General features: G+C 30.6%; 16 protein-coding genes. 1 reads left to right on the top strand and 15 read right to left on the bottom strand.

Features of this window, described 5'->3' with window-relative positions:
• The 4 genes from IU405_RS12730 to IU405_RS12715 all read right to left on the bottom strand — a co-directional run bounded on the left by IU405_RS12730 (position 1) and on the right by IU405_RS12715 (position 7,920).
• Positions 1-2,022 (bottom strand): T9SS type A sorting domain-containing protein, encoded by a 2,022-nt coding sequence (locus IU405_RS12730; RefSeq protein WP_197438992.1) that lies wholly within the window; start codon positions 2,020-2,022, stop codon positions 1-3.
• Between the two features lie 222 nt (positions 2,023-2,244).
• Positions 2,245-5,670 (bottom strand): T9SS type A sorting domain-containing protein, encoded by a 3,426-nt coding sequence (locus IU405_RS12725; RefSeq protein WP_197438991.1) that lies wholly within the window; start codon positions 5,668-5,670, stop codon positions 2,245-2,247.
• 280 nt (positions 5,671-5,950) lie between these two features.
• A complete protein-coding gene (locus IU405_RS12720) occupies positions 5,951-6,121 on the bottom strand; it encodes a hypothetical protein (RefSeq protein ID WP_197438990.1) in 171 nt (56 codons plus the stop codon).
• 26 nt (positions 6,122-6,147) lie between these two features.
• Positions 6,148-7,920, bottom strand: coding sequence for a T9SS type A sorting domain-containing protein (locus IU405_RS12715; RefSeq protein ID WP_197438989.1), 1,773 nt, complete (start codon positions 7,918-7,920; stop codon positions 6,148-6,150).
• A 589-nt stretch (positions 7,921-8,509) separates the two neighbouring features.
• On the opposite strand from IU405_RS12715, the gene IU405_RS12710 reads away from it, so the two are divergent.
• On the top strand, positions 8,510-10,162 hold the full coding sequence (locus IU405_RS12710) for a sodium/sugar symporter (protein WP_197438988.1): 1,653 nt from the start codon (positions 8,510-8,512) through the stop codon (positions 10,160-10,162).
• Between the two features lie 708 nt (positions 10,163-10,870).
• Here the strand turns inward: IU405_RS12710 and IU405_RS12705 are convergent.
• From IU405_RS12705 to dnaN, 11 genes are all read right to left on the bottom strand, one after another.
• Positions 10,871-12,682, bottom strand: a complete 1,812-nt coding sequence (locus IU405_RS12705; protein ID WP_197438987.1) for a sodium:solute symporter family protein — start codon at positions 12,680-12,682, stop codon at positions 10,871-10,873.
• 40 nt (positions 12,683-12,722) lie between these two features.
• A complete protein-coding gene (locus IU405_RS12700; protein ID WP_197438986.1) occupies positions 12,723-13,595 on the bottom strand; it encodes a sugar phosphate nucleotidyltransferase in 873 nt (290 codons plus the stop codon).
• 3 nt (positions 13,596-13,598) lie between these two features.
• On the bottom strand, positions 13,599-14,696 hold the full coding sequence (locus IU405_RS12695; RefSeq protein WP_197438985.1) for a mevalonate kinase: 1,098 nt from the start codon (positions 14,694-14,696) through the stop codon (positions 13,599-13,601).
• 11 nt (positions 14,697-14,707) lie between these two features.
• Positions 14,708-16,339: a beta-N-acetylhexosaminidase gene (locus IU405_RS12690; RefSeq protein WP_197438984.1), complete on the bottom strand. Its 1,632-nt coding sequence runs from the start codon at positions 16,337-16,339 to the stop codon at positions 14,708-14,710.
• 12 nt (positions 16,340-16,351) lie between these two features.
• Positions 16,352-17,878: a hypothetical protein gene (locus IU405_RS12685; RefSeq protein WP_197438983.1), complete on the bottom strand. Its 1,527-nt coding sequence runs from the start codon at positions 17,876-17,878 to the stop codon at positions 16,352-16,354.
• 352 nt (positions 17,879-18,230) lie between these two features.
• A complete protein-coding gene (locus IU405_RS12680) occupies positions 18,231-19,406 on the bottom strand; it encodes a THUMP-like domain-containing protein (RefSeq protein WP_197438982.1) in 1,176 nt (391 codons plus the stop codon).
• 5 nt (positions 19,407-19,411) lie between these two features.
• Complete coding sequence (locus IU405_RS12675; RefSeq protein WP_197438981.1) at positions 19,412-20,494, bottom strand: AI-2E family transporter; 1,083 nt, start codon at positions 20,492-20,494, stop codon at positions 19,412-19,414.
• A complete protein-coding gene (locus IU405_RS12670) occupies positions 20,494-21,771 on the bottom strand; it encodes a hypothetical protein (protein WP_197438980.1) in 1,278 nt (425 codons plus the stop codon). Before IU405_RS12670 ends, IU405_RS12675 begins: the two co-directional genes overlap by 1 nt.
• Before the next feature lie 79 nt (positions 21,772-21,850).
• Complete coding sequence (locus IU405_RS12665; protein WP_197438979.1) at positions 21,851-22,267, bottom strand: VOC family protein; 417 nt, start codon at positions 22,265-22,267, stop codon at positions 21,851-21,853.
• Positions 22,268-22,297: 30 nt separating this feature from the next.
• On the bottom strand, positions 22,298-22,891 hold the full coding sequence (locus tag IU405_RS12660; RefSeq protein WP_231749719.1) for an ACP phosphodiesterase: 594 nt from the start codon (positions 22,889-22,891) through the stop codon (positions 22,298-22,300).
• Positions 22,892-22,975: 84 nt separating this feature from the next.
• The gene (gene dnaN / locus IU405_RS12655) at positions 22,976-24,094 is read right to left on the bottom strand and encodes a DNA polymerase III subunit beta (protein ID WP_197438978.1); all 1,119 of its coding nucleotides are present in this window, start codon (positions 24,092-24,094) and stop codon (positions 22,976-22,978) included.
• Positions 24,095-24,154 lie beyond the last annotated feature (60 nt).

Raw genomic sequence — 24,154 nt, 5'->3', positions numbered from 1 at the left:
TTACATTTTTATAATTTTCTTGATACTATTTTGATTTTTCTCTTGAAAGAAATGAACGAAATACATGCCACTATTTAAATTCCTTAAATCGATGGAATTAGTATTGGGGTTATTTATTTCTAATAATATAGCTCCTGTAACACTTATAACTTTTATTTTATCAAACTTTAAGTTTGAATTCCATGAAATAATATCATTTGTTGGATTTGGAAATAAATTAAATTCTTTTAAAGAATGATTATGCACGCTTAATCCTTGTTTTTTCCTTTGAATATCCACTTCTATACCATGAAAAACATCATCAATATTGTCTGTATTTACAAGTGTAAAATCAGAGCCCATAGCACCTTTAGCATTTACAAGCATGTCAGTTATTACAAAACTTACTTCTTTCCATTCGCCATTTATATTGTTAGATCCTGTACCAACAACATCAATAGCAGAGGTTATTTGACCCTGTTTGTTTTTATACTTTACAGACCAGGTTGAGCCCGCAGTTTTATCTAACCAAATAATTTTAAAAGTTAACGATTCTGGTTCATCATCTATAAACATCTCATCATCAAACTTAAAATACATAGTGCTTTTAGCAGGACCATCAAAAGAACGTGCAAAACGATCGTATTTGGATGAGTTTGTATTAATTTCTCCACGAACATGAAACAAGCCGATAGATGTTTCATTTGGATTAATCTGTGTTAAAAATCGCTCATAGTTTCCATCCTCAATATCCCATCCTGCATCATTGTAAGCAACTTGTGATTCCCGTTGAAATACCTGTCCTTTTGTAGCTGCAAATGTATCGCCCATTTTTGCTCCTCTATTCTTGTATATTGGATCGTTACATATTGCCAAATAACGACTTTCGTTTCCTTGGTTTGCTTTCCCATAAATATCTTCAGGGAATTTATCTTTATCTGCAGCATCTAAACCTTCATGAAAAACAGCTAATGCTGCAGTGGCTGTTTTTGGATACACCTGCTGAGAAAATTTGTTGAACATTTTATAAATATCTCTAATTTCTTCATGATCGTATGCATAGATAACAGCACTTTTAGCTACATTGTATGAAGACAATCCGGTGTTTAAAGCCCCAAGCATTGCCCAATAAAAACCTAATTCTGTATTAATTTTAAAAATATCTTTCGTCCAAGATTGATCCATTTCTGAGGCTGAAAATATTTTTATATCTTTTGGATTTACTAAAAAAGGAACCCATTGTTTTTTAAATGTTTTTTCATCAGACAAATGATGTCCTCTATTATAAGCACCACCTTTAATTCCAAAACCAATAGATCTATCTATATCATTTATTACCCAATTATAAGCACGCTTCTGTTTCTCTGGATCTACATTGTTAAAGGTTAACACAATTTTACGGTCTGCTACATCATTAAAATATTCTTTAAATTTATTAAATGATAGAATCCTAAAATTTTGCCAAGCTGTATCTGAAATATTGTAGTTTGTATCAAAAGGAACTCCTTTATAAGGTTCTTCATCTCCTGTAGCTCCTGTTTTTACTTGAACAAATGCAATGCGATCAAATTTTTCTTGTGGTTGATTTCTTAAAAAAAGTGAAAACTTTCTAATAAAATCAAAATAGTAATCTTGGTATTTTTGGTTTAAATAATAAGGAGCATTTGACAAGTGGTTATTTTTGGGTAAATTAGGGTTTACTAAAACCAACGGAACTCCATTTTGGTATAACCACATAGGCGATTCTGGCCCTACATTAATACTAAATTTTACAATTTTATTAAATCGCAATGCTTTGTCTATTGCTATCTGAAAAATACTGAAATCAGGTTCTATTGAAGCATTTGGCTGGAGGTTTGCCCATGTATCATCAACTTCCATTCCTAAAATATAGTCATATTTGGGGTCAGAATAATCGTTAATAGATTCTCCTCTGTCCCAAGTTCCATAATAATTTATAGGAACTGCTTCAATTTGAGAATGTACCGATTTTATGGACAAAACTAGTATGAGAATAAAAAAACGGTATTTTATATAATTCATTATTTCTTGCATATATGAATTGAAAATTGGATAGTTTTATTTCATACAAATTAAAACAAAAACGGATTTAATGATCTATGTAATGAATGTCATTCATTAGGCGAAATTGTGTCAATACAAAATCATTGAGTATTAAGTTTTTATTATTTAAAAAAATAAAACCATCAAAAAAGTATTTTTTGATGGTTTTAATTGGTGTTTTTGCCTTTCAAAAAAAATGATTTACTCTAAAATAATTTTTTTATTTAGTTTACCAGCATTATTAGTTAATTGGATAAAATATACCCCTTTACTTAAATTTGGGATTTTAATCTCATTAGTATCCAAACTATTAAATGAAGTAGCTAAAACTTGTTTTCCTAAAATATTGAAAATCTTAACTGAAGTATCTCCATTTTGCAAACCAATAATTTTTAAAGTATTGTTGCTAGTTTTAAAAATAGATACGTTGGTTAATGTTTCTGAATCAATATTTAAAACTGATGATGCAGTTGTATGGATATAAAAACGACCTGATCCACTTAAATTTACACTAGGTATCATTTTAAAAGAGGCATTTGCTTGGTCTAAACGTGTAACTGTTTTTGCAACTCTATCTTCTAAATACACATAAATATTTTCTGGTAAATTTTTAACGTTGGCTTTAATGGTAAATTCTTTGTTTGCCACTGAAGTTATATTTAACGGAATAACAGTACCTTCATAATTAGTAGTTGGCAAGGATTGAATTGCTAAATTTTTACCTGTATTGTTTGTTACTAATTGTGTTGCTATTTTTAAATCAATTGCTGAAAAAGCGCCAAAAATCGAACTATCAAAACCATTGTCAAAATTGGTAGTGGTTCCATCAATATATCTTACCGAAGTTTTTGAACTTTTTTCTCCATTTGTAATGGTTAAATCAAATTCAAATCGATTATTTGAAGCACTTTTATAAAAAATACCATCATTAAATTTATCAGATTGCATGGCTTCCGTAAAATTAAAGTTTTGTGATGTTCCTCCACCAATTTTTGCTCTCACAAAAAAGCCTTGTGCTGGTGCAATATCAAAACCTGTATCTCCTAAATTTTTTGTTACAAAACTTGAGAATTCAGCGTCATAAAACCAAAGTGTATTTTCTTCTAAAACTGAGCTGTTTGCCGTTAAAATATTGTTGGTAGCATTCCCATCTGTATTTGCATATAAAAATGCAGTATAAGGATTACCTACCAAATTAAAACCATTACCTGCATCAGAAATTGGAATTGAAACATTATCTGTATTTATTTGACCCGTAAATCTAAATCTGTGATTTGTTGCAGGAACTGGAAGGTCAATTAAAGCACTATATCCTTTACCTTCAATAAAATCTCCTGCTGCTAATGCATCAGCATCCGTGTAATAGGTGTATTTAGATCCAGGTGCATTTGCGTCATTGTAAAAACCTATGGAATTTTGTAATGCTGCGTTTTTTCTTATAACTTGACTATTCGCAATAAAATCAGTAATTGAGGCGCCTTTTAAAGGTGATGAAATTAAAAACCAATTGTCTGCGACTGTTGATAAAGCCATGGGTCTAATATTTGCAGTGACATCGTTTCCTGTAAACGTTCCTGCGCCTAAAATTTTAATAGCGCCCATTTCTTGGTTATTACCACTAGCATTAAAAGTAATACTATTATTATTTACTAAGTTTCCATCAACAGTTAACAAAGTTCGAGGCTGTATTGTTAAATTTCCTGTTGCAGATATCGTAACATTTTTTGCTGCAAAACTGTAATTACGGTCAATTCTCACTGCATGATCAATAATTATATCATCTGTGGTTGTTGGCACTAAATTACCTATCCAAGTTGCTGGTAAATGCCAATCTCCATCTAAAGCCGATTTTATTTGAGGGTTAGCAGCAACAGCTTGTCTTTCAATATCAATTTCTATTCCGTGAAAAATATCATTCAAATCGTCGGTATTTACCAACATAAAATCTGCACCATTGGTCCCAACACCTCCTGTCATTAAATCTTCGATCACAAATTCTTCACTTTTCCACTGCCAATCGCCAATACTTGTTTTTTGAAGTTGTTTTTGCAGTCCCGTGATATCTTTATATTGTAAAGCCCAAGTAGACCCTGCAATACTATCTAACCAAGTAACTTTAAATGTTAATTTTTTTGGTAAAGTTTCTATAAAAACATCGTCATGAAACTTAAAATACATCGTGTCTTTTTTTCTATCCACTGAATGTTCAAATGAACGTGCAAAACGATCGTATTTTGAAGAATTTGTGTTAATTGTACCACGAACACGAAACAATCCTATTGATGTTTCTTCTGGATTTATTTGATATAAAAACCGTTCGTAATTGCCAGATTGAATATTCCAACCTACGTCATTATAACCAGTTTGATGCAAACGCTGATATACTTGACCATTATTTAAAGCTAAAGTATCATCCACTTTTGCTCCTTTTTCAAGATAAGCTTCTGCTATGGCTTTATATCTAGCTATATTTCCCCTGGCTGCTTGTCCATACGTCTCTTCTGGGAATTTAGCTGTGTCAGAAGCATCTAAACCTTCGTGAAAAATAGACAATACAGCACTTGCTTTTTTAGGATATACTTGTTGCGCAAACTTGTTGTACATTTTATAGATAACTCTAATTTCGTCGTGGTCATAGATATAATCAATGGCACTTTTAGTAACATTGGTAGAGGAAACACCAGTATTAAGTCCTCCAAGTATGGACCAATAGAAACCCAGTTCTGTATTAATTGCAAATACTGGTTTCTGCCAAGATTGATCCATTTCCGAAGCCGAGAATAGAGAAATTTCTTTAGGGTCTACTAAATATTTATACCATTGAGCTTTATAATCTGGTTCACCTTCTAAATGGTGCCCTCTGTTGTACGGACCACCTTTAATACTAAAGCCAACATTTGGATCGATTTGAGTAAAAACCCAAGTATTTAGTAATTCTTGTTTATCTACATCGATACTATTAAAATTTAAAATAATTTTACGGTCTGGAACATCATTAAAATGTTTTTTAAATTCAATAAATGCATTTTGACGAAATTCAATCCAATCATTGTTGTCGATTTCGTATGCAGGAATTCTGGGAATGCCTTTATAAGGTTCTTCATCTCCTGTAGTTCCTGTTTTAACTTGTACAAAACCTATTCTATCAAATTTTTCTTGAGGTTGATTTCTTAAAAAAAGTGAAAACTGTTTGATAAGTTCATAATAATATGCGATGTATTGCTCATTTAAATAATAGGGATTGTTTACGAATCCTGCATGTCTAATTGGGTCAAACACGTCTATTTCTACAAGTGGCACACCATTGTCATAAATCCAAGAGGGTGCTGCTGGACCAACTCCAATACTTATTTTAATCATTTTATTAAATTGCAATGCCTTGTCTATGCCATCTTGAAACATACTAAAATCAAATTCTCCTGGAGCATTGGGTTGAATTTCATTCCATTGTGCAGATAATTCTGTGCCTAAAATATAGTCATATTTGGGGTCTGAATAATCATTAATAGCATCACCTCTATCCCAAGCCCCAAAATATCTTATGGGTACTGCATCTAACTGGGAAAACAACGAATGTGTGCAAAATATTACGATAAAGAATAATAAATTGTGTTTGGGGATTATCATTTTAGCTTATTTTTTTTAGAGTGATTTTTTATTTTTTTTGTAATAGAGGAAATGAATTTTTTATTGTTTCATTGTTCTTTAATAATTTGAATAATTTATTCAAATAAAAACAGTACAACAACGCTATTTAAAAAAGTAACGAAGTTTTAATTTAAACTAACGAAATGTTTAAATTCCATTTTAAAAAAAAGAGCCCAATAGTTAAATTGAGCTCATTTTTTATTAAATTATTAAATAATAGTGTTCTAAAGTTTTAGTATCACCTTACTAATTATTTGTATTAAAATCCTGTTCCTGGAGCTTCAGGTGAAGCAGCTTGTGCTTTTTTAGGATTTAAAATCAAATAAGTTCCAATTGCTGTTAAAGCAGCATATTTACTATAATTACCTATCTTTTTTAAAGCTTCTTTTCTTGTAATATCTTCTGGAGTGTTGTTTATATTGTTTTTCATGACTCTTATCGTTTTGGTTAATTGGGTTATTCTAAAATTATTTTCTTATTCAATGATCCTGCTTCATTTTCAAGTTTTACAATGTAAACTCCACTATTTAAATTAGGTAATAAAATTTCTTTTGAACCATTGCTTTTAAATGACGTTGACACCACTTGTTTCCCTAAAATATTGAAAATCTTAACAGAAGTATTTCCGTTTTGTAAACCAATTATTTTTAATGTGTTTTTATTGGTACTAAAGATTGATACATTTGTTAATGTTTCTGAATCAATATTTAAAACTGAAGCTGCAGTTGTGTGAATATAAAAACGACCTTCGCCACTTAAACTTACACTTGGTGTGAAGTTAAAAGTTGCATTTTCCTCGTCTAAACGTGTAAAGGTTTTAGCTACTCTATCTTCTAAATACAATTTAATATTTTCTGGAATATTTTTAACATCCGCTGTAATGGTAAACTCTTTGTTTGCTACTGCACTAATACTTAAAGGAATAACAGTGCCTTCATAATTTGAATTTGGTAACGATTGAATTGCTAATTTTTTACCAGTATTGTTTGATACCAATTGTGTTGCTATTTCTAAATTACCAGCTGCATAGCCTCCAAAAGTTGAACTATCATATCCATTGTCCCAACCTGTAGTTGTGCCCTCAATATATCTTACAGATGCTTTTGAACTTGCCTCTCCATTTGTAAGGGTTAAATCGAATTCAAATCTTGCATTTGAAGCGCTTTTAAAATACGTTATTGGGCTCACATTATGAGTCATCATTGCCTTCGTAAAGTTAAAAGTTCCTCCACCTGTTGTTGCTTTTACAAAAAATCCTTGCATTGGTGCAATATCAAAATTTGTGTCTGATAAATTACGTGTTATAAAAGACCCTGCTGCACCATCGTAAAACCAAAGTGTAGTTTCTGCTAAAATAGCTGAATTAACAGCTAGTACATTATTGGTGGCATCACCATCTGTATTAGCACTTAAATAAGAAGCATAAGGATTCCCTAATAAGTTAAAACCATTTCCAGCGTCTGAAATTGCTATAGACACAGCGCTAGTATTTAACTCTCCTCGCATTTGTATTCTAGCAGCAGCATCCCCATCATCCTCAATTGCAATCGCATACCCTTTTCCAGCATCTAATCCTGCAGAGAAACCATCATTGTCTCCTCCATTAGTACTATAATAATTATATTTATTACCCACTCGAGAGTCATCATAATTACCGAATGAAATACGATTAGGATCAACATTTCCTGGTTGAAATACTCGAGTTCTATTCATGAAATCATTTGTAATTCTATCTACTACTAAAGGTGATGACATTAAAAACCATCTTAAACTCGCAGCAGATACATCAGGATTCATACTGAATTGAACCCTTCTAGCTCCATCAGTTCCAACGTAAGAGCCATTTACGATTAAAGAGCCAGGAATCGCGCCTACGCTATCATTAAAAAGAACTCCTATAGGACTTGCTTTTGAATTATTTGTTAAATCTCCTGAAACAGTAATAGCACTGGCTACATCAATAAATAGCTGACCCCCTAGGTTAACGGTAATACTACCAGCTACCGCAGGCGAACTAGCTGAATTGGTTACTCTTACAGTATGACCAGCTGCAATAATTACATCATCTGCATCCGTAGGAATAACCCCACCAACCCAACTTAATGTGTTAGACCAGTCTGTAGATCCAGTTGCTGGTAGTCCATCAGAACCAATTCCAGAACTGGTAATTTGCGCATTTGTACTAATAGAAATGATTAGTACCATTAAAAAGAGTAATCCTTTTTTCATAATTTTAATATTTTAGTTAATAATTAAAGTTTAATTAGGCTTGTTTGTTTTTACACCTAAAATTTATAAGAACAAAATAATGGTTATTTCAATTAAAAGACCCCTTAAAAAAGTCTCATAAACTAGTAGAAATTGTGTCATTTAGCAAAATCATTGAGAAAAACGCAATGGTATTTGCAATTTATTAAATGATTTTTAAAAATTCTTTTAAAAAAGATAATTGGGTTTTGTTTCACAATTTTAGGAGGTTCTTACTTTTATGGAATGATAAAATAGTTAGAGATTTATGGGATTAAAAATCATTTCAATAAATACTCATAGTTGCACGAAACAGGTTCACAAGATCCATATATTATTGAGTACAAAAAATTAAATTGCATTTAAAAAATAGCCTCTTTAATGAAGATTTCTTTTATTGAAACATTTTCGCATACTTATTGACATCCTTTATTTAGGTTGTAAACCCTGATTTTTATTTTCTTTGTAAAAAATGCACACAAAAATATTTAGTACGTTTTACAGATATTAAATAATTTGTAGCATTTTTTTTAATGTATACTATCAACCAAACTAAACTAATTATTATTCTATGACAGCAAGTTTCGAATTTTTAGATTACGCCATTTTTATAGCCTATGCTGTATTAATTTTAGGCGTAGGCTTATGGGTTTCTAGAGACAAAAAAGGACATCAAAAAAATGCAGAAGATTATTTCTTGGCAAGTAAATCATTGCCTTGGTGGGCCATTGGCGCTTCGTTAATTGCAGCAAATATTTCAGCAGAACAGTTTATAGGAATGTCAGGCTCAGGATTTGCCTCAGGTTTGGCAATAGCCTCTTATGAGTGGATGGCAGCAATAACCTTAATCATTGTAGGAAAATATTTCTTACCAATTTTCATTGAAAAAGGCTTGTACACCATCCCTGAATTTGTGGAGAAAAGATATTCTACCAATTTAAAAACCATTTTAGCCGTATTTTGGATTGCCTTATATGTTTTTGTAAACTTAACCACAGTGTTGTACTTGGGTTCTTTGGCATTAGAAACCATAATGGGAATACCAATGATGTATGGAGTATTTGGTTTAGCACTTTTTGCAGCAGCCTATTCATTATATGGCGGACTTTCTGCAGTAGCTTGGACAGATGTAATTCAAGTAGTATTTTTAGTTGTAGGAGGTTTGGTAACCACCTATTTAGCCTTAAATACCGTTTCAGACGGACAAGGAATGTTTGCAGGATTAACCACCATTTACGAAGCAGTTCCTGAACGATTTGCAATGATTTTAGACGAAACAAATCCTGAGTATAAAAACTTACCCGGAATTGCAGTATTGGTAGGAGGAATGTGGGTTGCGAACTTGTATTATTGGGGTTTTAATCAATACATCATACAAAGAACCTTGGCAGCAAAATCATTGAAAGAAGCACAAAAAGGAATTTTATTTGCAGCAGGATTAAAATTGGTAATTCCATTAATCGTGGTAATTCCTGGAATTGCAGCCTATGTAATGGTGAACGACCCTGCAATCATGGCACGTTTAGGCGCAGCAGGTTTAGAAAACTTACCAACAGCAGCACAAGCAGACAAAGCCTATCCTTGGTTACTACAATTTTTACCAACAGGATTAAAAGGAGTGGCATTTGCAGCTTTAGCAGCAGCGATTGTATCGTCTTTAGCTTCGATGTTAAACTCAACATCTACCATTTTTACAATGGATATTTACAAACAATACATCAACAAAAACGCTTCTGATAGAGCTACCGTAAATATGGGTAGAATTTCGGCATTTGTTGCCTTGATTATTGCGTGTATTATGGCGCCATTATTAGGGAATTTAGACCAAGCATTCCAATTCATTCAAGAATATACAGGAGTGGTAAGTCCGGGAATCTTAGCCGTATTTTTATTAGGCTTGTTCTGGAAAAAAACCACGAACAAAGGGGCCATTATAGGAGCATTAGCCTCTATTCCAATTGCAATGTATTTTAAAGTAGCCCCCAAAGGATGGTCAACAAGTGCACTGTTTGTGGATGTTCCGTTTATGGATCAAATGGGATATACCGTTGTTTTAACGATGATTGTAATTGCATTGGTGAGTTTTATTCAACACAAAGGTGCTGACGATGAAAAAGGAATTGACATCACCAAAGAATTGTTCAAAACAAGTCCGTTGTTTAATATTGGTGCGTTTGCAATAATTTTAATATTGGTAGCATTGTACGCAGCTTTTTGGAATTAAATAAGAGGTGTAATAAATAAGAGGTGTAATAAATAAGAATTAAGTTTTTTAGTTTTCAAGTACTAATTACACTATTGAAATTCATGATTTTTTGAGTATCTTATATTCAATATTATTAATACCCTAAAAACTTTATATTAATCGAACCTTCAGCCCAAAAAGTTGAAGGTTTTATTTTTTACACAAGAATTTTCAAGTTTATCTTTTCAAAAAACTCAAGTGTTTGATTTGAAGTCAGGTCTATGTGGTTCACATAAAGAACTGGTAATCTTTGATTTCAGTTCTTTTTTGTTTTTAATAACTTTTGTTATCAATTTAAAACAAAAAAACTTGAGAAATTTCTTCTCAAGTTTTTTTATTTTGTCTTCGCAACAAAATATAATTTAATACTTCAGCCCTAAATATTAAAAGTTTCTAAAACTTAATAATGATTTTAGGAATCTAATAATGAAAATTGTAAAAAGACTTAAAAACGGAAATAATGAAAAGAAAAAAATCATTACTACTAATCCGTCAAATAAGTTTTTTAATTCTCCAATTGTGGTTAAATAAGAACCACAAAAATACAAAAGCACTGAGGTAACAACAAGCATGAATACTTGTTTCATGGTATCTTTATCCATTCTCTAGGGGTATAAGGGGTTTATAACTGCGCCAAAAATACAAATATTTTTTACATATCAAAATAAATTTTCATTTTTTTAAAAATTATAGAAAGTTGTTTCTAAGCTTTTTCCAAATTTTTAGTAATACATACATTGTAACTAATGATAATACTGAAATGGCTATTGCAATTTTTATATTTCCATAAATCCAATTTCCTGTTGCAAAAATGATGGAATATATCAAAAGACATCCTAATAACATCGCTAAAATTCCTGTTGGGACATTCCATTTTTTATCCAGATTGATACTATCCAATTTTTCAATTCCCTTTAATCTCAGATAATACTTCCAACCTGGGCCTCCTGGAATGATTTTTTTGTAAAAATTAATAAGTGTTTCGTCGCTTTCAGGTTTTGTCAAGAAAGTAATTCCAATCCAAATAATCGTTGTAATAAAAACAGTTAATGGAAATTTTAAATAATTTGGAAAAAATCCTTCTACTCCAAAAAACATAGTATCAACAGTTTCTGAAGTGAAAATTAGAGAGATCACTCCAGAAACAATCATAGCAGAAATTTCACTCCATGCATTTATTCTCCACCAAAACCAACGCAATATGAAAATCAATCCTGTACCAGCACCAAACATAATAATGAGGTCAAAAAGCTGTTTGGCATTTTGTAGGTAAAGTGCAAATATGGCACTGAAAATCATCAGTAAAATGGTTGAAATTTTTCCAACGGAAACCAATTCTTTTTCAGAGGCTTTTTTATTGAAATGTTGTTTGTAAAAATCATTCACAATATAGGAAGATCCCCAATTTAAGTGCGTTGAAATGGTTGACATATAAGCCGCAATTAATGAGGCTAATACTAAACCCAGCAAACCATTTGGTAATTTTGTTAACATGGCTGAATATGCCAGATCATGACCTAGTTTATTTTCAGCAATATTTGGAAATGCTTCTTGAATACTTGCAACATCAGGAAAAACAACTAAAGATGCTAAAGCTACCAAAATCCAAGGCCAAGGTCTTAATGCATAATGCATGATATTAAAGAAAAATGTTGCGCCAATAGCATGATTTTCGTTTTTTGCAGCCAACATTCTTTGAGCAATATAACCACCACCTCCAGGCTCAGCTCCAGGATACCAAGAACTCCACCACTGAACAGTAAGTGGAATGATTAATAGTGTAATGATTGCTTCTTTATCTGAAAAATCTGGTAGAATAGATAATTTATCAATTACATTTTCATGAGTTAATAATGCTTGAATTCCGCCAACTTCAGGAATATTGACCAAATAAAATGCAGCACCAATTGCGCCAGCCATAGCTGTAAAAAATAAAATAAAGTCTGTGTAAACAACACCTTTAAAACCTCCTAAAGTACTAAATATTACAGTGACACTTCCTGCATAAATAATGGTTTCCCAAGGTTCTAAACCCAGCATGATTCCACCAATTTTAATTGCAGCCAAAGTAACTCCAGCCATGGCAAAAATATTGAACAAAAATCCCAAGTACAATGCTCTAAATGCTCTTAAAAATTTAGCTGGTTTTCCTCCATAACGCAATTCATAAAATTCAATATCTGTTTTTAAGTCAGATTTTCTCCACAATTTTGCATACACAAATACAGTTAATAATCCCGTAATTAAAAAAGCCCACCACATCCAGTTTGCAGAAACGCCGTCTTTTCTTACAATATCTGTCACAAAATTTGGAGTATCAGTGGAAAAAGTTGTTGCAACCATGGAAACACCTAACAACCACCAAGGCATATTTCTGCCTGATAAAAAATATTCTGTAGAATCTTTTCCTGATTTTTTTGAAACATAAATTCCAATAAATAAAGTGGCTGCAAAAAATGTGATTATCAGAAAGTAATCAAAAGTATTGAGTGAAATCATAAGCTATAATAGTTCAAAAAAATGTTTGTTGTTTTCAATTTTACCATTTCAAATTTTCTGGAAAATGATTTTGTAAATATTCTTTAAGTAAACTGATATCTTCTTTAGAAGTCAAATCAGGAACATGCTCAGAAATTGGGATTCCTAAAAAAGCTTTTGCATTCTCTTTTACGCTATTCAAAACAACTGTTGGGATTTCTTTTTCATTTCTATCAGGATTTACAGGACAATTTTTTAAATATAGAAACATACTTTTCCCATCAAATTTAAAAATATTCATGCTCACACGAATTTTTCCTTCCATATCTTTATGCTTGTTTGCAACTGCTTCAGATGGTTTTTCAATGATTGTTTTTAGATAATTTTCAGAATCCAAATTCATGATTGCAAAACCTAGAATTTTTTCAGTTGAAAAATCCAAAGCATCTCTGTCATAAGATATAAATGCATTTTGATTCTTAGTTTCTCTCAATAATTTCAGTGCATTTTCTGAGTACAAATTATCACTGTTACAAATGGTATATTGTTTGTTATTTAGCTCAGGAAACTGTTCAATTGCTTGATAAACAGCATCTGCAGTTCCAAATGGCTTTACTCTATTTTCAGGGATATATTGAATGGCAAACGAAATATTCAATCCATGAAATTCATTATTCGCTTTTTTTTGACCATATAATTCGTAAAACAAAGTTCCTTTTTCATTGATGACAATATAAATATTTTTATAACCCGCTTTTTTGGCATTATATAATAAATAATCTAACAAGGGTCTGTCATCATTTCCAACACTTATCAAACTTTTGCTTCGTTCATTGGCTTGCGATTCTTCCTCTTTTGATAAAGAATTTGAAGTTGAATTTTTCTTCATTCGAGAGGACATTCCTCCCGCTAAAATAATTAAATTATCGTGCATACATCAATTATAAAAATGAGTTACAAAATGAACATTTGCGCCTTTTTCAACATTCACAGCATAAGCATCTTTTGCGCCAACTGCTAAAATGGCGTCTAAAATTTGTTGTTCATTTTCTTTGTTAGATAAAACGACAATACTTCCACCACCACCAGAACCAACTATTTTTGCTCCTAAAGCCCCTGAATTGAGAGCTGCATCAATCATGTCATCTATTTTTGGAACTGTAATTTTTAGCAGATTTTTTAAATAATGATGATGAAGATTCATCAAACTTCCTATTTTTTCGAGGTTTATATGTCCACTTTTAAACTCTTGAAAAGCCATTTTTGTAACATGATAATTTCCTAAAGCAGCCTCAAAATAAGGTTTCAAATCATCAGTCAAACAATCTAAATAAGAAGTTAGATTTTCCATTTTGGCAGTTTTCATTGTGAAATTTGGAATTTTATTTTCTACTTCTTGGATGGCTTTCCAAGAATTTCCTTTTAATTCTTTTAACAAACCAATGGTATCTTTTTTAACTCCAGATTCAGCAATAATTAATCCTTCTAAAGGTAAATTTATCACATCAACTAGAAAATTTTTTCCAGTTTCTAAATAGATAATATTTCCCAAAGAAATACTGAATTGATCCATTTTTCCACCAGGGAAATTATATTCTAACACTTCGGATTCAAATGCAATTTGTGCTATTTTTTTGGGTGTTAAAAGTTCTTGTGGGCCAAAAGCTTTCAACAAAAACTGCACCCAAGCAACCACAATAGCTGAGGAGCTAGAAGTGCCCGCATTTATAGGAATTGTTCCTGTAATTTTTATGTCATAACCACAATTTGGAATACAACCATATCTTTTTAATACCTGTAAAGTTGATAGAAAAAAATCTGGATTTTTTGGAAGAATGATTTCATCTTTAAAATAGATTTTTCTTTTGATATTCACATCAGGCTTATCCAGAAAAAAGTAGTCCAAATTGTTTTTGGTTGCTTGTAAAGTAATGTGTTTATTTATAGCGCAAGCAATGATTGGCAACCCCAAATAATCTTGATGATCTCCGAATAAACAAGTTCTTCCGGGTGCAATTGATAGAATTTTATCCAATGATATTCATATTAATTTTTTTCAACAACAGCATTTGGAGCAAAAAAAATGCCTTTTTCTGACCATCTTTTTTCTAAAGAAATTAAGTTCGATTTGAAGTTATTAAAATCTTTTACTTCTTTTTTTGTCCAACCAATTTCAGCATACGCAGCAATTCTTGGAAAAACATGAAAATGCATTTCTCCAAATGTAGGAATCCATTCCCCCCACATTTGACAACCCAATCCTATTATTTTTTCATGATATTTCTCCTCTAAATCATCAGGAATGGGATCAAAACTGTATGCTTTTGATAAAGATAAATTTTTATAATTATAATCAAGGTAAGTGAAATTGTGCAATGAATTTACAATCTCATAACCATTACTTGCAGCAGCTGTTGCTAGTTCAATATCTCCTTTCCAAAAATGAATGATACTTTCCTTTGCAAGTAATTGAGTTGTTTTTGTGTCATTTTTATGTTGATAATAATGCAAATTATGTCCTAAAATTTCATTCCAACCCATCATTCTTTTATTTTTACTTTTAATGAAATTTGAAATGCTATTCGTAAAATAAACTTGTAAATCAGCTGGAGTTTTAAGATTGTTTTTCTTCATATAATCATTCACTGATTTAGAAGATTTCCAATGATTGTATTTCACTTCATCTCCACCAATATGAATGACATTTGATGGAAAAAGTGCCATAATTTCCTCTAAAACATCTGTCAAAAATTGGTAAACTTTTGGGTCTGAAACATCGTAAACATCTGTTCCAACTCCAAATTTAGTAGGGACTTCAATCTCATTTTTTGAGGTTCCTAGCCAAGTATAAGAAGCAATTGCAGCAGAAGAATGACCTGGCATTTCAATTTCTGGAACAATAGTGATGTGTCTCTCATTTGCATACTCAATAATTTCTTTAATATCTTCTTGGGTGTAAAAACCTTCATGGATTTCGCCAGATTGAATGGGGCTATCCCACTGCAAAGGGCCAATTTGTGTACTTTTTCTTTTGGAACCAATTTGAGTTAAAAGTGGGTATTTTTTTATTTCAATTCTCCAACCTTGATCATCTGTCAAATGCCAATGGAATACATTCATTTTTAAATGTGCCATTTCATCTAACAATAATTTTACTTGTGCTGTTCCCTTAAAATAGCGAGCTTCATCTAACATAAATGCGCGCCATTTGAATCTTGGAGCATCATTTATGGTAACTTCTTTTAGTTTTAAAGATTTTGATTCTTTCGTGTAAAATGCATTGTAATCACAAATTTGTATCAGAGTTTGAATACCATAAAACCAACCTTTTTCTGTTGATGCTTCAATATGTATAATTCCATTAGAAATTGTTAATGTATAACCTTCTTCAGCAATTTTTTCATCAATAAGAAATTGAATACTATTTTTTTTATCAATTGATTTTTCAATAATTTTTAATGAAATATCAAAAGAATTTTCAAAATATTTCTGCAATAAAACTGCTGATTTATGACTTTTTTTATCTGAAAAAATGACACTATTTTCATCAATTTGAAAAGTTTCTTTTCTGAAAGAAATTTCATTTGGTTTTGGTATGATTACATCGTTTTGAGAAAGCAAATTCAAAATGTTTACAAATAAAAGAAAGATGAAAATGGAGGAATATTTTAATTTCATGAAAGGATTTTATTAATTCATTTTTAAAAATGAAATATTATAACTGATTCCAAAATTGAAAAGAGGACTACTTAAGCTTCCTCCTTTAGCTTTTACATAACCTGCTGCAGTTCTGAAATTTAATGTTTTTGATAACTCATAATTAAATCCAATACTTGGTTTTATAATCAAGCCTTCTCCTGTGCTAATATCTCCACCACCTGCTGCACCTGCTAAACCTTGCAAGAAAACGGTTGTTTTATTATTGAAAAAAGGATTTGTTTTTACTCCTAAACCAACAATTCCCTCAGCATAAGCTCCAGCATTTCCATAAATAGCAAAGGATGTTTGCCCAGCAACATAAATATTTTTATTTAGATTTAAATTAATTTGTAATGAAATTTGATGTAAATCTTCAGTTGGTTGCCCATCTCTTTTTGCATCAAAATAAATATCATGTTTGGTTATAACTTCTAATCCTTTGAATTTTCCAGAGGAAAATGTTTTTTCATCATCAATAATACCATTTCTTTCTAAATAATATTTTAAACCAAATCCAAAAGAAGAAGTATAAAAATGTTGGTCTGGTGACATCACATATCCTTTATTAATTGCAATAAATGTGTCTTTAAATAATCGTTGTTCAATAGAAATATCTGGATAAAGTAAGAATCCTCCTTTGCTATCAACACCACCACCACCACCAGCTCCAACTCCAAATTTTGCTAATATGTTTGTGCGATTTTTATTGAAAGCATAATGATAACCTGCGCCTAAAAACACGTCCATATAACCCGCTTTTATGCCATCATAAGCACCATCAACTTTTACAAATCCAAACCAATTTTTAGAGAAATAGTTGGCTAATTCGAATCCTGCTAAACGAATTGTATTTCTTCCTAATAATTGCACATTTCGGTTTTGATCACTTCCTTTTATGGCTAAATTGTTGAAATGTAGTAATAAAGAAGTTTTTAAAGAGGGGATATTCCAGCTAGATGATTTTAGAGTTTCAAAGGCATATTCATTTTCATAAGATTTGAAATCGGAATAATTATAATTTAGTGGAATTTCTACACCCACATTTAGTTGATGACTTTTGATTTCTCCTCCATCAAAAAAGTTGACATAACTCCAACCTGCATTGATACCAAAATTTTTGAATTGATATCCAAGATTTACGTGAGGTTTTATAAAAACACCACCTCCATCAGGGGCTGCTGCTCCACCACCACCACCGTAATGAAATCCAAAGTCAGTATAAAGATTTTCTGAAATAAATTTTTTAATTCCTGCATTTGCGCCTAATGTAAAAAAACCTCCTCTTATTCCTGAAACTGCTCCATAAATTCCTAATCCTGCATAGGCATAATCATTCAAAAAAATGTTGTAATGAATTCCAGTAAATCCCATATCTACCTCATTATTTGGCATATTTATGGATAGAAAATCCATTTTTGCAAATCCTTTTTGAAACTTCATTTCTGGAACTTCTTTTTCCTGAGAAACTATGAATTGCGTCAAAATTAATGTTGTGAATACTAAAATTATTTTTTTCATAAATTTTAAAAAGAGTTTTATATGTTAGATGATTACTGATATTTAATACACTGTTTAAAGGTACTAAAACATTTGATTCTAAAAAAAATGTAATAATAAATAGTTTTATAATTTTAATACAATCAAACTAAGGTTTTAATAATTATTGATTTTTACAGAAATATGAAGGCTTCATATACAGACTTCGTAAAAAAAGACTGGGCGAAAAAAAAAGTCCCAACATGAAGTCGAGACTATTTTTTTAGTGTTTTATACCCCTAAAAATAAAACACATAAAGTGATACAAATATAGGGCTTTTTTTTTATTAAAAGAGTTTTTGCTTAAAAAATATAATTTAAATAAGTTAATTTATCAACATTTTTTTGTTAATAAACAAATTAGCTTTTCGTTAATGTCAGTTGTGAAAAAGAGATACAAATTTCCTCCATCTTTTATGTTTGTTTCTTTTCGAATTTGTGCAACCGTTTTCGGGAAATTTCTAGTGGTAATATTTGCTTTGTTTTCAGGAATCAATTTTTTTAAAACTTTTTTATCATATTTACAGATACTTTCAATTTTAAAACGTCTTCCTGGAAAATCAATCAAAGAAGCTGAAGTGTATAAATGTGAATGTTTGTGTAATTTATAAATTCCTAATTGATTTGCGACTTCATCAAATCCTCCTGATTTTAAAATGGCAGCATTTGGTTCGTATAAATAGGAGAGAGGTAACTCATAATTCGCAGTTGATTGCTGGTTGATGAAAAAATCAAATTTCTGATTCTCTTGATTTAAAATATTGATAGTAAGTATTTTAATTTCTTTATCTGAGTTTTTGTTCACTAAAAAAAGCAATTCTTTGACCTCGTTTTGAACAGCTATAATATGAATTTCTGAAACAAATTTCAATTCATTTATAGTGCTTGAAATATCTAAAATTGGAGAAACTTTAATGAGAATTTGATTGGTTTTTGTAAACAGAAAATCCAAATATTTTGGAACATCAGGCAAACAATCTTTTAATAAAAATACTTTTTCTTTATGGTCATTTCTTCTTGAAGGATCAATGTAAATCCAATCAAAAAAATCAGTTGTTTTCTGCAAATAGTCAATTCCATCTCCTGAAATTGTATCAATATTTTCTATTTGTAAATGTTGATAATTGTGCGCAACAATTGTTGATAAGTCTTGATTGATTTCACAGTGAATTACCTTCGAAACTTGTTTTGAAAAGTAAAAGCTATCTACTCCAAATCCACCAGTAATATCAATTAATTTTTCTCCAGAAATAAGTTTTGATTTGTACTTTGCAGTTGTTTCTGAAGAGGTTTGTTCAATACTTATTTTGTCAGGAAAATAGCATTTTTTCAGATGAAACCAAGTTGGTAATTTTGTTTCTGATTTTTTTTTTGCAGCAATTTGGTTTGCCAATTCTTGAATAGAAATGTTTTTAAAAGGACTTCCTTTAAATATGATTTTTGTCAAATCATCATTCAAATGAACATTTATAAACTGCTGCGATTCTTCAAGTAAAATTGCTGAATTCAAGAAAATTAAAGACTTTTAGTTAACGATTTTACAATTTTATTATCTGATAAAAATTCTTTCAAAATTACTTTTAACGTGGTGTAACTTGGAATTGCAACCATCATTCCAATTACGCCAAATAAAATTCCACAAATAATGATTACTAAAAATATTTCAAGTGGATGAGATTTTGTTGCTTTTGAAAAAATTATTGGTTCGCTGATCAATTGGTCTAGTAATTGAGTAATTAAAAAACAAAATAGAATCCATAAAGATGTTGGTAAAATTTCGGTCTGAAAATCCATACCTATATTGCTTATCATTGATAAGAAAAACATTAATGCTCCTCCAATTAAAGGACCTATGTAAGGTAATAAATTGAATAGCGCACATAAAAATGCAATCACTATTGCGTTTGAAATTCCGAAAGACACTAAAATAAAAGTGTTTAGAACAAATAAAATTGAAATTTGTAAAACTAAACCAATAAAATATTTAGAGAGCAAAGCATTAATTTGTTCAAGTGAATTTGAAAATCTTTCTTCAGTATTATCAGGCAAAAGCGTTATGATGCTGTTTTTCAGTAATCTACGATCTTTCATGAAGAAAAATGAGATAAAAAGTACAGAAAATAAACCAGCACTAAAAGTACCTAAACCACCAACAAAACCATTTAATAGAGTAGGAATAACTTGAAAATGAGTTGCAAAATCTATATCATCAACTTGACTTAAAACATCAATTCCTCTTGATGAAAAATAGTTAATTATTTGAGTATAAATTTGTTGAATATTTTTTTCTAATTGCTCAATTTCTAAAAGGGATAAACTTTTTCCTTGTTCTAAAATCAAAGGAATAAACAAAATAACAAGTCCAATAATAAAACCAATCATTAGTAACATTGTTGAAATTACTGCCAAAGTATTTGGGAACTTAAATTTTCTTCGTAAAAAGAAAATTATAGGGCGACCTATTAATGATAAAACACCAGCAATTATAATGTATACAATTACTGATTGAATTGCATATAAAAAATAGAGCAACAATGAAATGCCAACAAGAATGGCAACTGCTCTTAAAATTCCTTTTGAAATGATTTTTGATTCCATCAATTATATCCTTTTACATTTCCCATAGGTAAGGGAGTTTTACCTGCAACGATATGATTTTTTGGTAACAATGTTCCACTTTGAGTTGTAATCCAATCTTCCCAAGTTGCTTCTAAACCTATCATATTCATGCTAGGAACATACATTTTAAAGCTTTTTGGGACGTAATTTTCGTCCAAAATCCAAGTATAAGAATCTCCAGGAGTGGAACCTCCAGTGGTATATTTTACATGCAAAGCATCTTTATTTTCTATTTTTTGAATAGTTCTGATAACACCATCATCATATAATTTATGAGGTGCAACCAACCAAAAAGAGTCGTTATTAAAAATATCTACAGCACGTTGAATCACTTTTTCATCAGGATTTTGCTGTATTTTTTCATTGAAATAAACAGTGCTTTTTTCAATTGTATTTGGATGCAAATTCACGCGAATTGAATCCCAAGAAACATCTACAATATGCTGTTTTTTATCCCATTTAAAAAAGCGTTTTTCTCTAAAACTCCACTCTATAAATTGAGTATTTTGGTATGCTTTGTGATTGATTGCTTCTAATATCTTATCAGCCAATTCATTGGCTTTTTTGTTGTAAGCTTTTCCATCACCAATTTTTATTTCCAATCCAAAAAGTGATAGGGTATGTTTTGTAGGGATTTTAAATCCTGCTTCTGTTTTTTTCCAATCATTCCAAGTGGCAGACACTCCACCAATTGGAATTATTTTCACCCACATTTTATAGGCAATTGGCATAAAATTTTCGTCCAAAATCCACAAATACGAATCTCCAGGAGTTGTTCCTCCAGAAGAATAGGTTATTAATAATGCGTCTTTTCCTTCATAATTAACGATGCTTCTTTCTGTTCCTTTATCAAAAATTTTGTGGGGAGCTATGAACCAGAAGGAATCATTATTGAAAAAATCTGTTGCTTTTTGAATCATTTCTTGATTTTCAACAAGTTGATTTTCAATATATACTTTGGATTTTTGAGTGTCTTTTAAGTGAAGAATTATCTTATTCTTATCCCAAGAAACTTCCACAATATGCTCTTGTTTATGCCATTTGTAGAAATGATTTCCTCTGAAATTCCATTCTAAAATTTCTGCATTTTTAAAATTTTCATGGTCAATAGCAACCAACATTTTTTGGGCAAGTAAATCTGCTTTTTCTCCTTTTTCTCCCTCAGGAAGTGACTCATTATTTACGAAATAATAAATAGCAATTGCCCCAATAAAGAGTAAAAGGGTAATTCCAATAAACTTAAAAAGCTTCTTCATTTTTGTGATATAAAAAATCGGAAGCTAAGTTAGGTAATTATTTGGAAAAGTTGAATTAATAAAAAAAAGTTGATAGTAATTATTTAGCAAACAGTTGACTGATGTCTTTAAAAGCTTTGAATTCAAGAGCGTTATTTTCTGGGTCATTAAAAAATAGGGTAGCTTGTTCACCCACTTTTCCTTGAAAACGAATACCAGGTTCTATGACAAATTTTGTATTGGCCGCTTTTAGTTTTTCAGCTAATACATGCCAATCTTCCCAAGTTAAAACTACCCCAAAATGCGGAACAGGAACATCATGACCATCCACAGGATTTGAAATTTTTTGAGCAACAAAATCATCTTTTTGATGAATCACTAATTGATGTCCGAAAAAATCAAAATCAACCCAATGTGTGTCACTTCTGCCTTCTTTACATTCTAAAACATCTCTGTAAAAAGCACGACATTTTTCTAAATTTTGAACTGGAATTGCGATGTGAAATGGTTGGATCATATAAAAAGGGTTCTTATTTTTTTAGTAAATTTATGAAATTGAATAGTTTTTTAGAAATTTTATAGAGTGATTTTGTAAATCTTCGAAAAAAATCAAAAAGTCATTTTCAAAATCTTGGTGAAATAGTTTCAAATCTTCAATGGCTAAATCCATTTGAGATTTTCCTTTGGTTCTCTGATTCATTCCTTTTAAAACAATTTCAATGCCATTTTCGAATTGATAATTGTATAAAATATTATGCTCAATCATATATTTTATAAAATTAATAGATTTAATTGGTAATATTTCACTGTTTTCTTGCAAAATTTCATAAACATTATTTGCGAAAATTTGTAAAGGAATTGTGGAATACGAATTCCAATTTTTAGCCAAAAAATGATCGTAAAAAATATCAATAATTACACCATCATAATGCCTATAACGCTCATGCAATCTGCGTTTGCTTTTTCTTACAATTTCGTGTGCATCTGTAAAAGTATCAATTTCACGATGTAAAAAAATGCCTTTTTGAATTTCTTCATGATAATGTTTGAATTGATTTCCTTTGATATGGTCAGCAATAAAATTACCAATCATGATATTTTTATTATTGTCAGATAAATAGATATGCGCTAGGAAATTCATTTGATAAAAGTAACAAAAAAACCACAATGATTTCTGATGTAAAACAGAACCATTGTGGTTTTATATTTTTGTGATTTTATATTTCTAATTATTCAACATCACTGGCATTACTAACATGGTAATTTGTTCTCCTTCTTCAGTTCCGTCAATAGGAGTTAAAATTCCAGCTCTATTTGGCAATGACATTTCTATCAAAACTTCGTTAGAACTTAAGTTGCTCAACATTTCACTTAAAAAACGCGAATTGAAACCAATTTTCATGTCATCACCTTGATAATCACAGCTTAAACGTTCGTCAGCTTTGTTTGAAAAATCGATATCTTCAGCAGAAATATTCAATTCTGTTCCTGCCATTTTCAATCGAATTTGGTGAGTTGTTTTGCTTGAAAAAATAGAAACACGTTTTACAGAATTTAAGAAAGAAGCTCTGTCAACAGTTAACTTATTTGGATTTTCTTTCGGAATTACAGCTTCGTAATTTGGATATTTTCCATCAATTAAACGACAAACTAATACTACATTATCGAAAGTAAATTTTGCATTTGAGTCATTATATTCAATAATCACTTCACTATCAGAACTACTTAAAATTCCTTTCAATAAATTCAAAGGTTTTTTTGGCATGATAAATTCTGCAGTTTTATCTGAAGTAACGTCTGTTCTAGAGTATTTCACTAATTTATGAGCATCTGTAGCCACAAATGTCAAACTTTGTGAACTAAATTGAAAGAAAACGCCACTCATTACGGGTCTTAAATCATCATTACCAGCTGCAAAAATGGTTTTTGAAATAGCAGTTCCAAGGATATGAGCAGGAACAACTGTTTTGCTTGGAGAAGGTAAATTTACCGCTTTTGGAAATTCATCACCTGCAAAATAGGCCATATCATAATTTCCTTGATCTGAAATAATTTCAATTTTACTATTTCCATCCGTTTTGAATGTCAATGGTTGATCAGGAAACGTTTTTAAAGTATCTGTTAATAAACGGGCAGAAACTGCAATGGAACCTGAACTATCACTTTCCACTTCAACCACAGAACTCATTGTAGTTTCTAAATCTGATGCAGATATTTTTAGTTGATTTTCAGACAATTCGAATAAAAAATTATCTAAAATAGGCAACGTGTTGTTACTATTAATAACGCCTCCTAATACTTGTAATTGCTTTAATAATTGAGAACTAGATACAATAAATTTCATTAAATTTTCTTCTTAGTTTATTTTACAAATATATTCTAAATATGGTATTTAAAAAATTAA

Origin of the sequence: Polaribacter sp. BAL334, assembly GCF_015767435.1 — a bacterium.
Taxonomy (GTDB): Bacteria; Bacteroidota; Bacteroidia; order Flavobacteriales; family Flavobacteriaceae; genus Polaribacter.
This window is presented reverse-complemented; position numbering and strand designations above follow the sequence as displayed.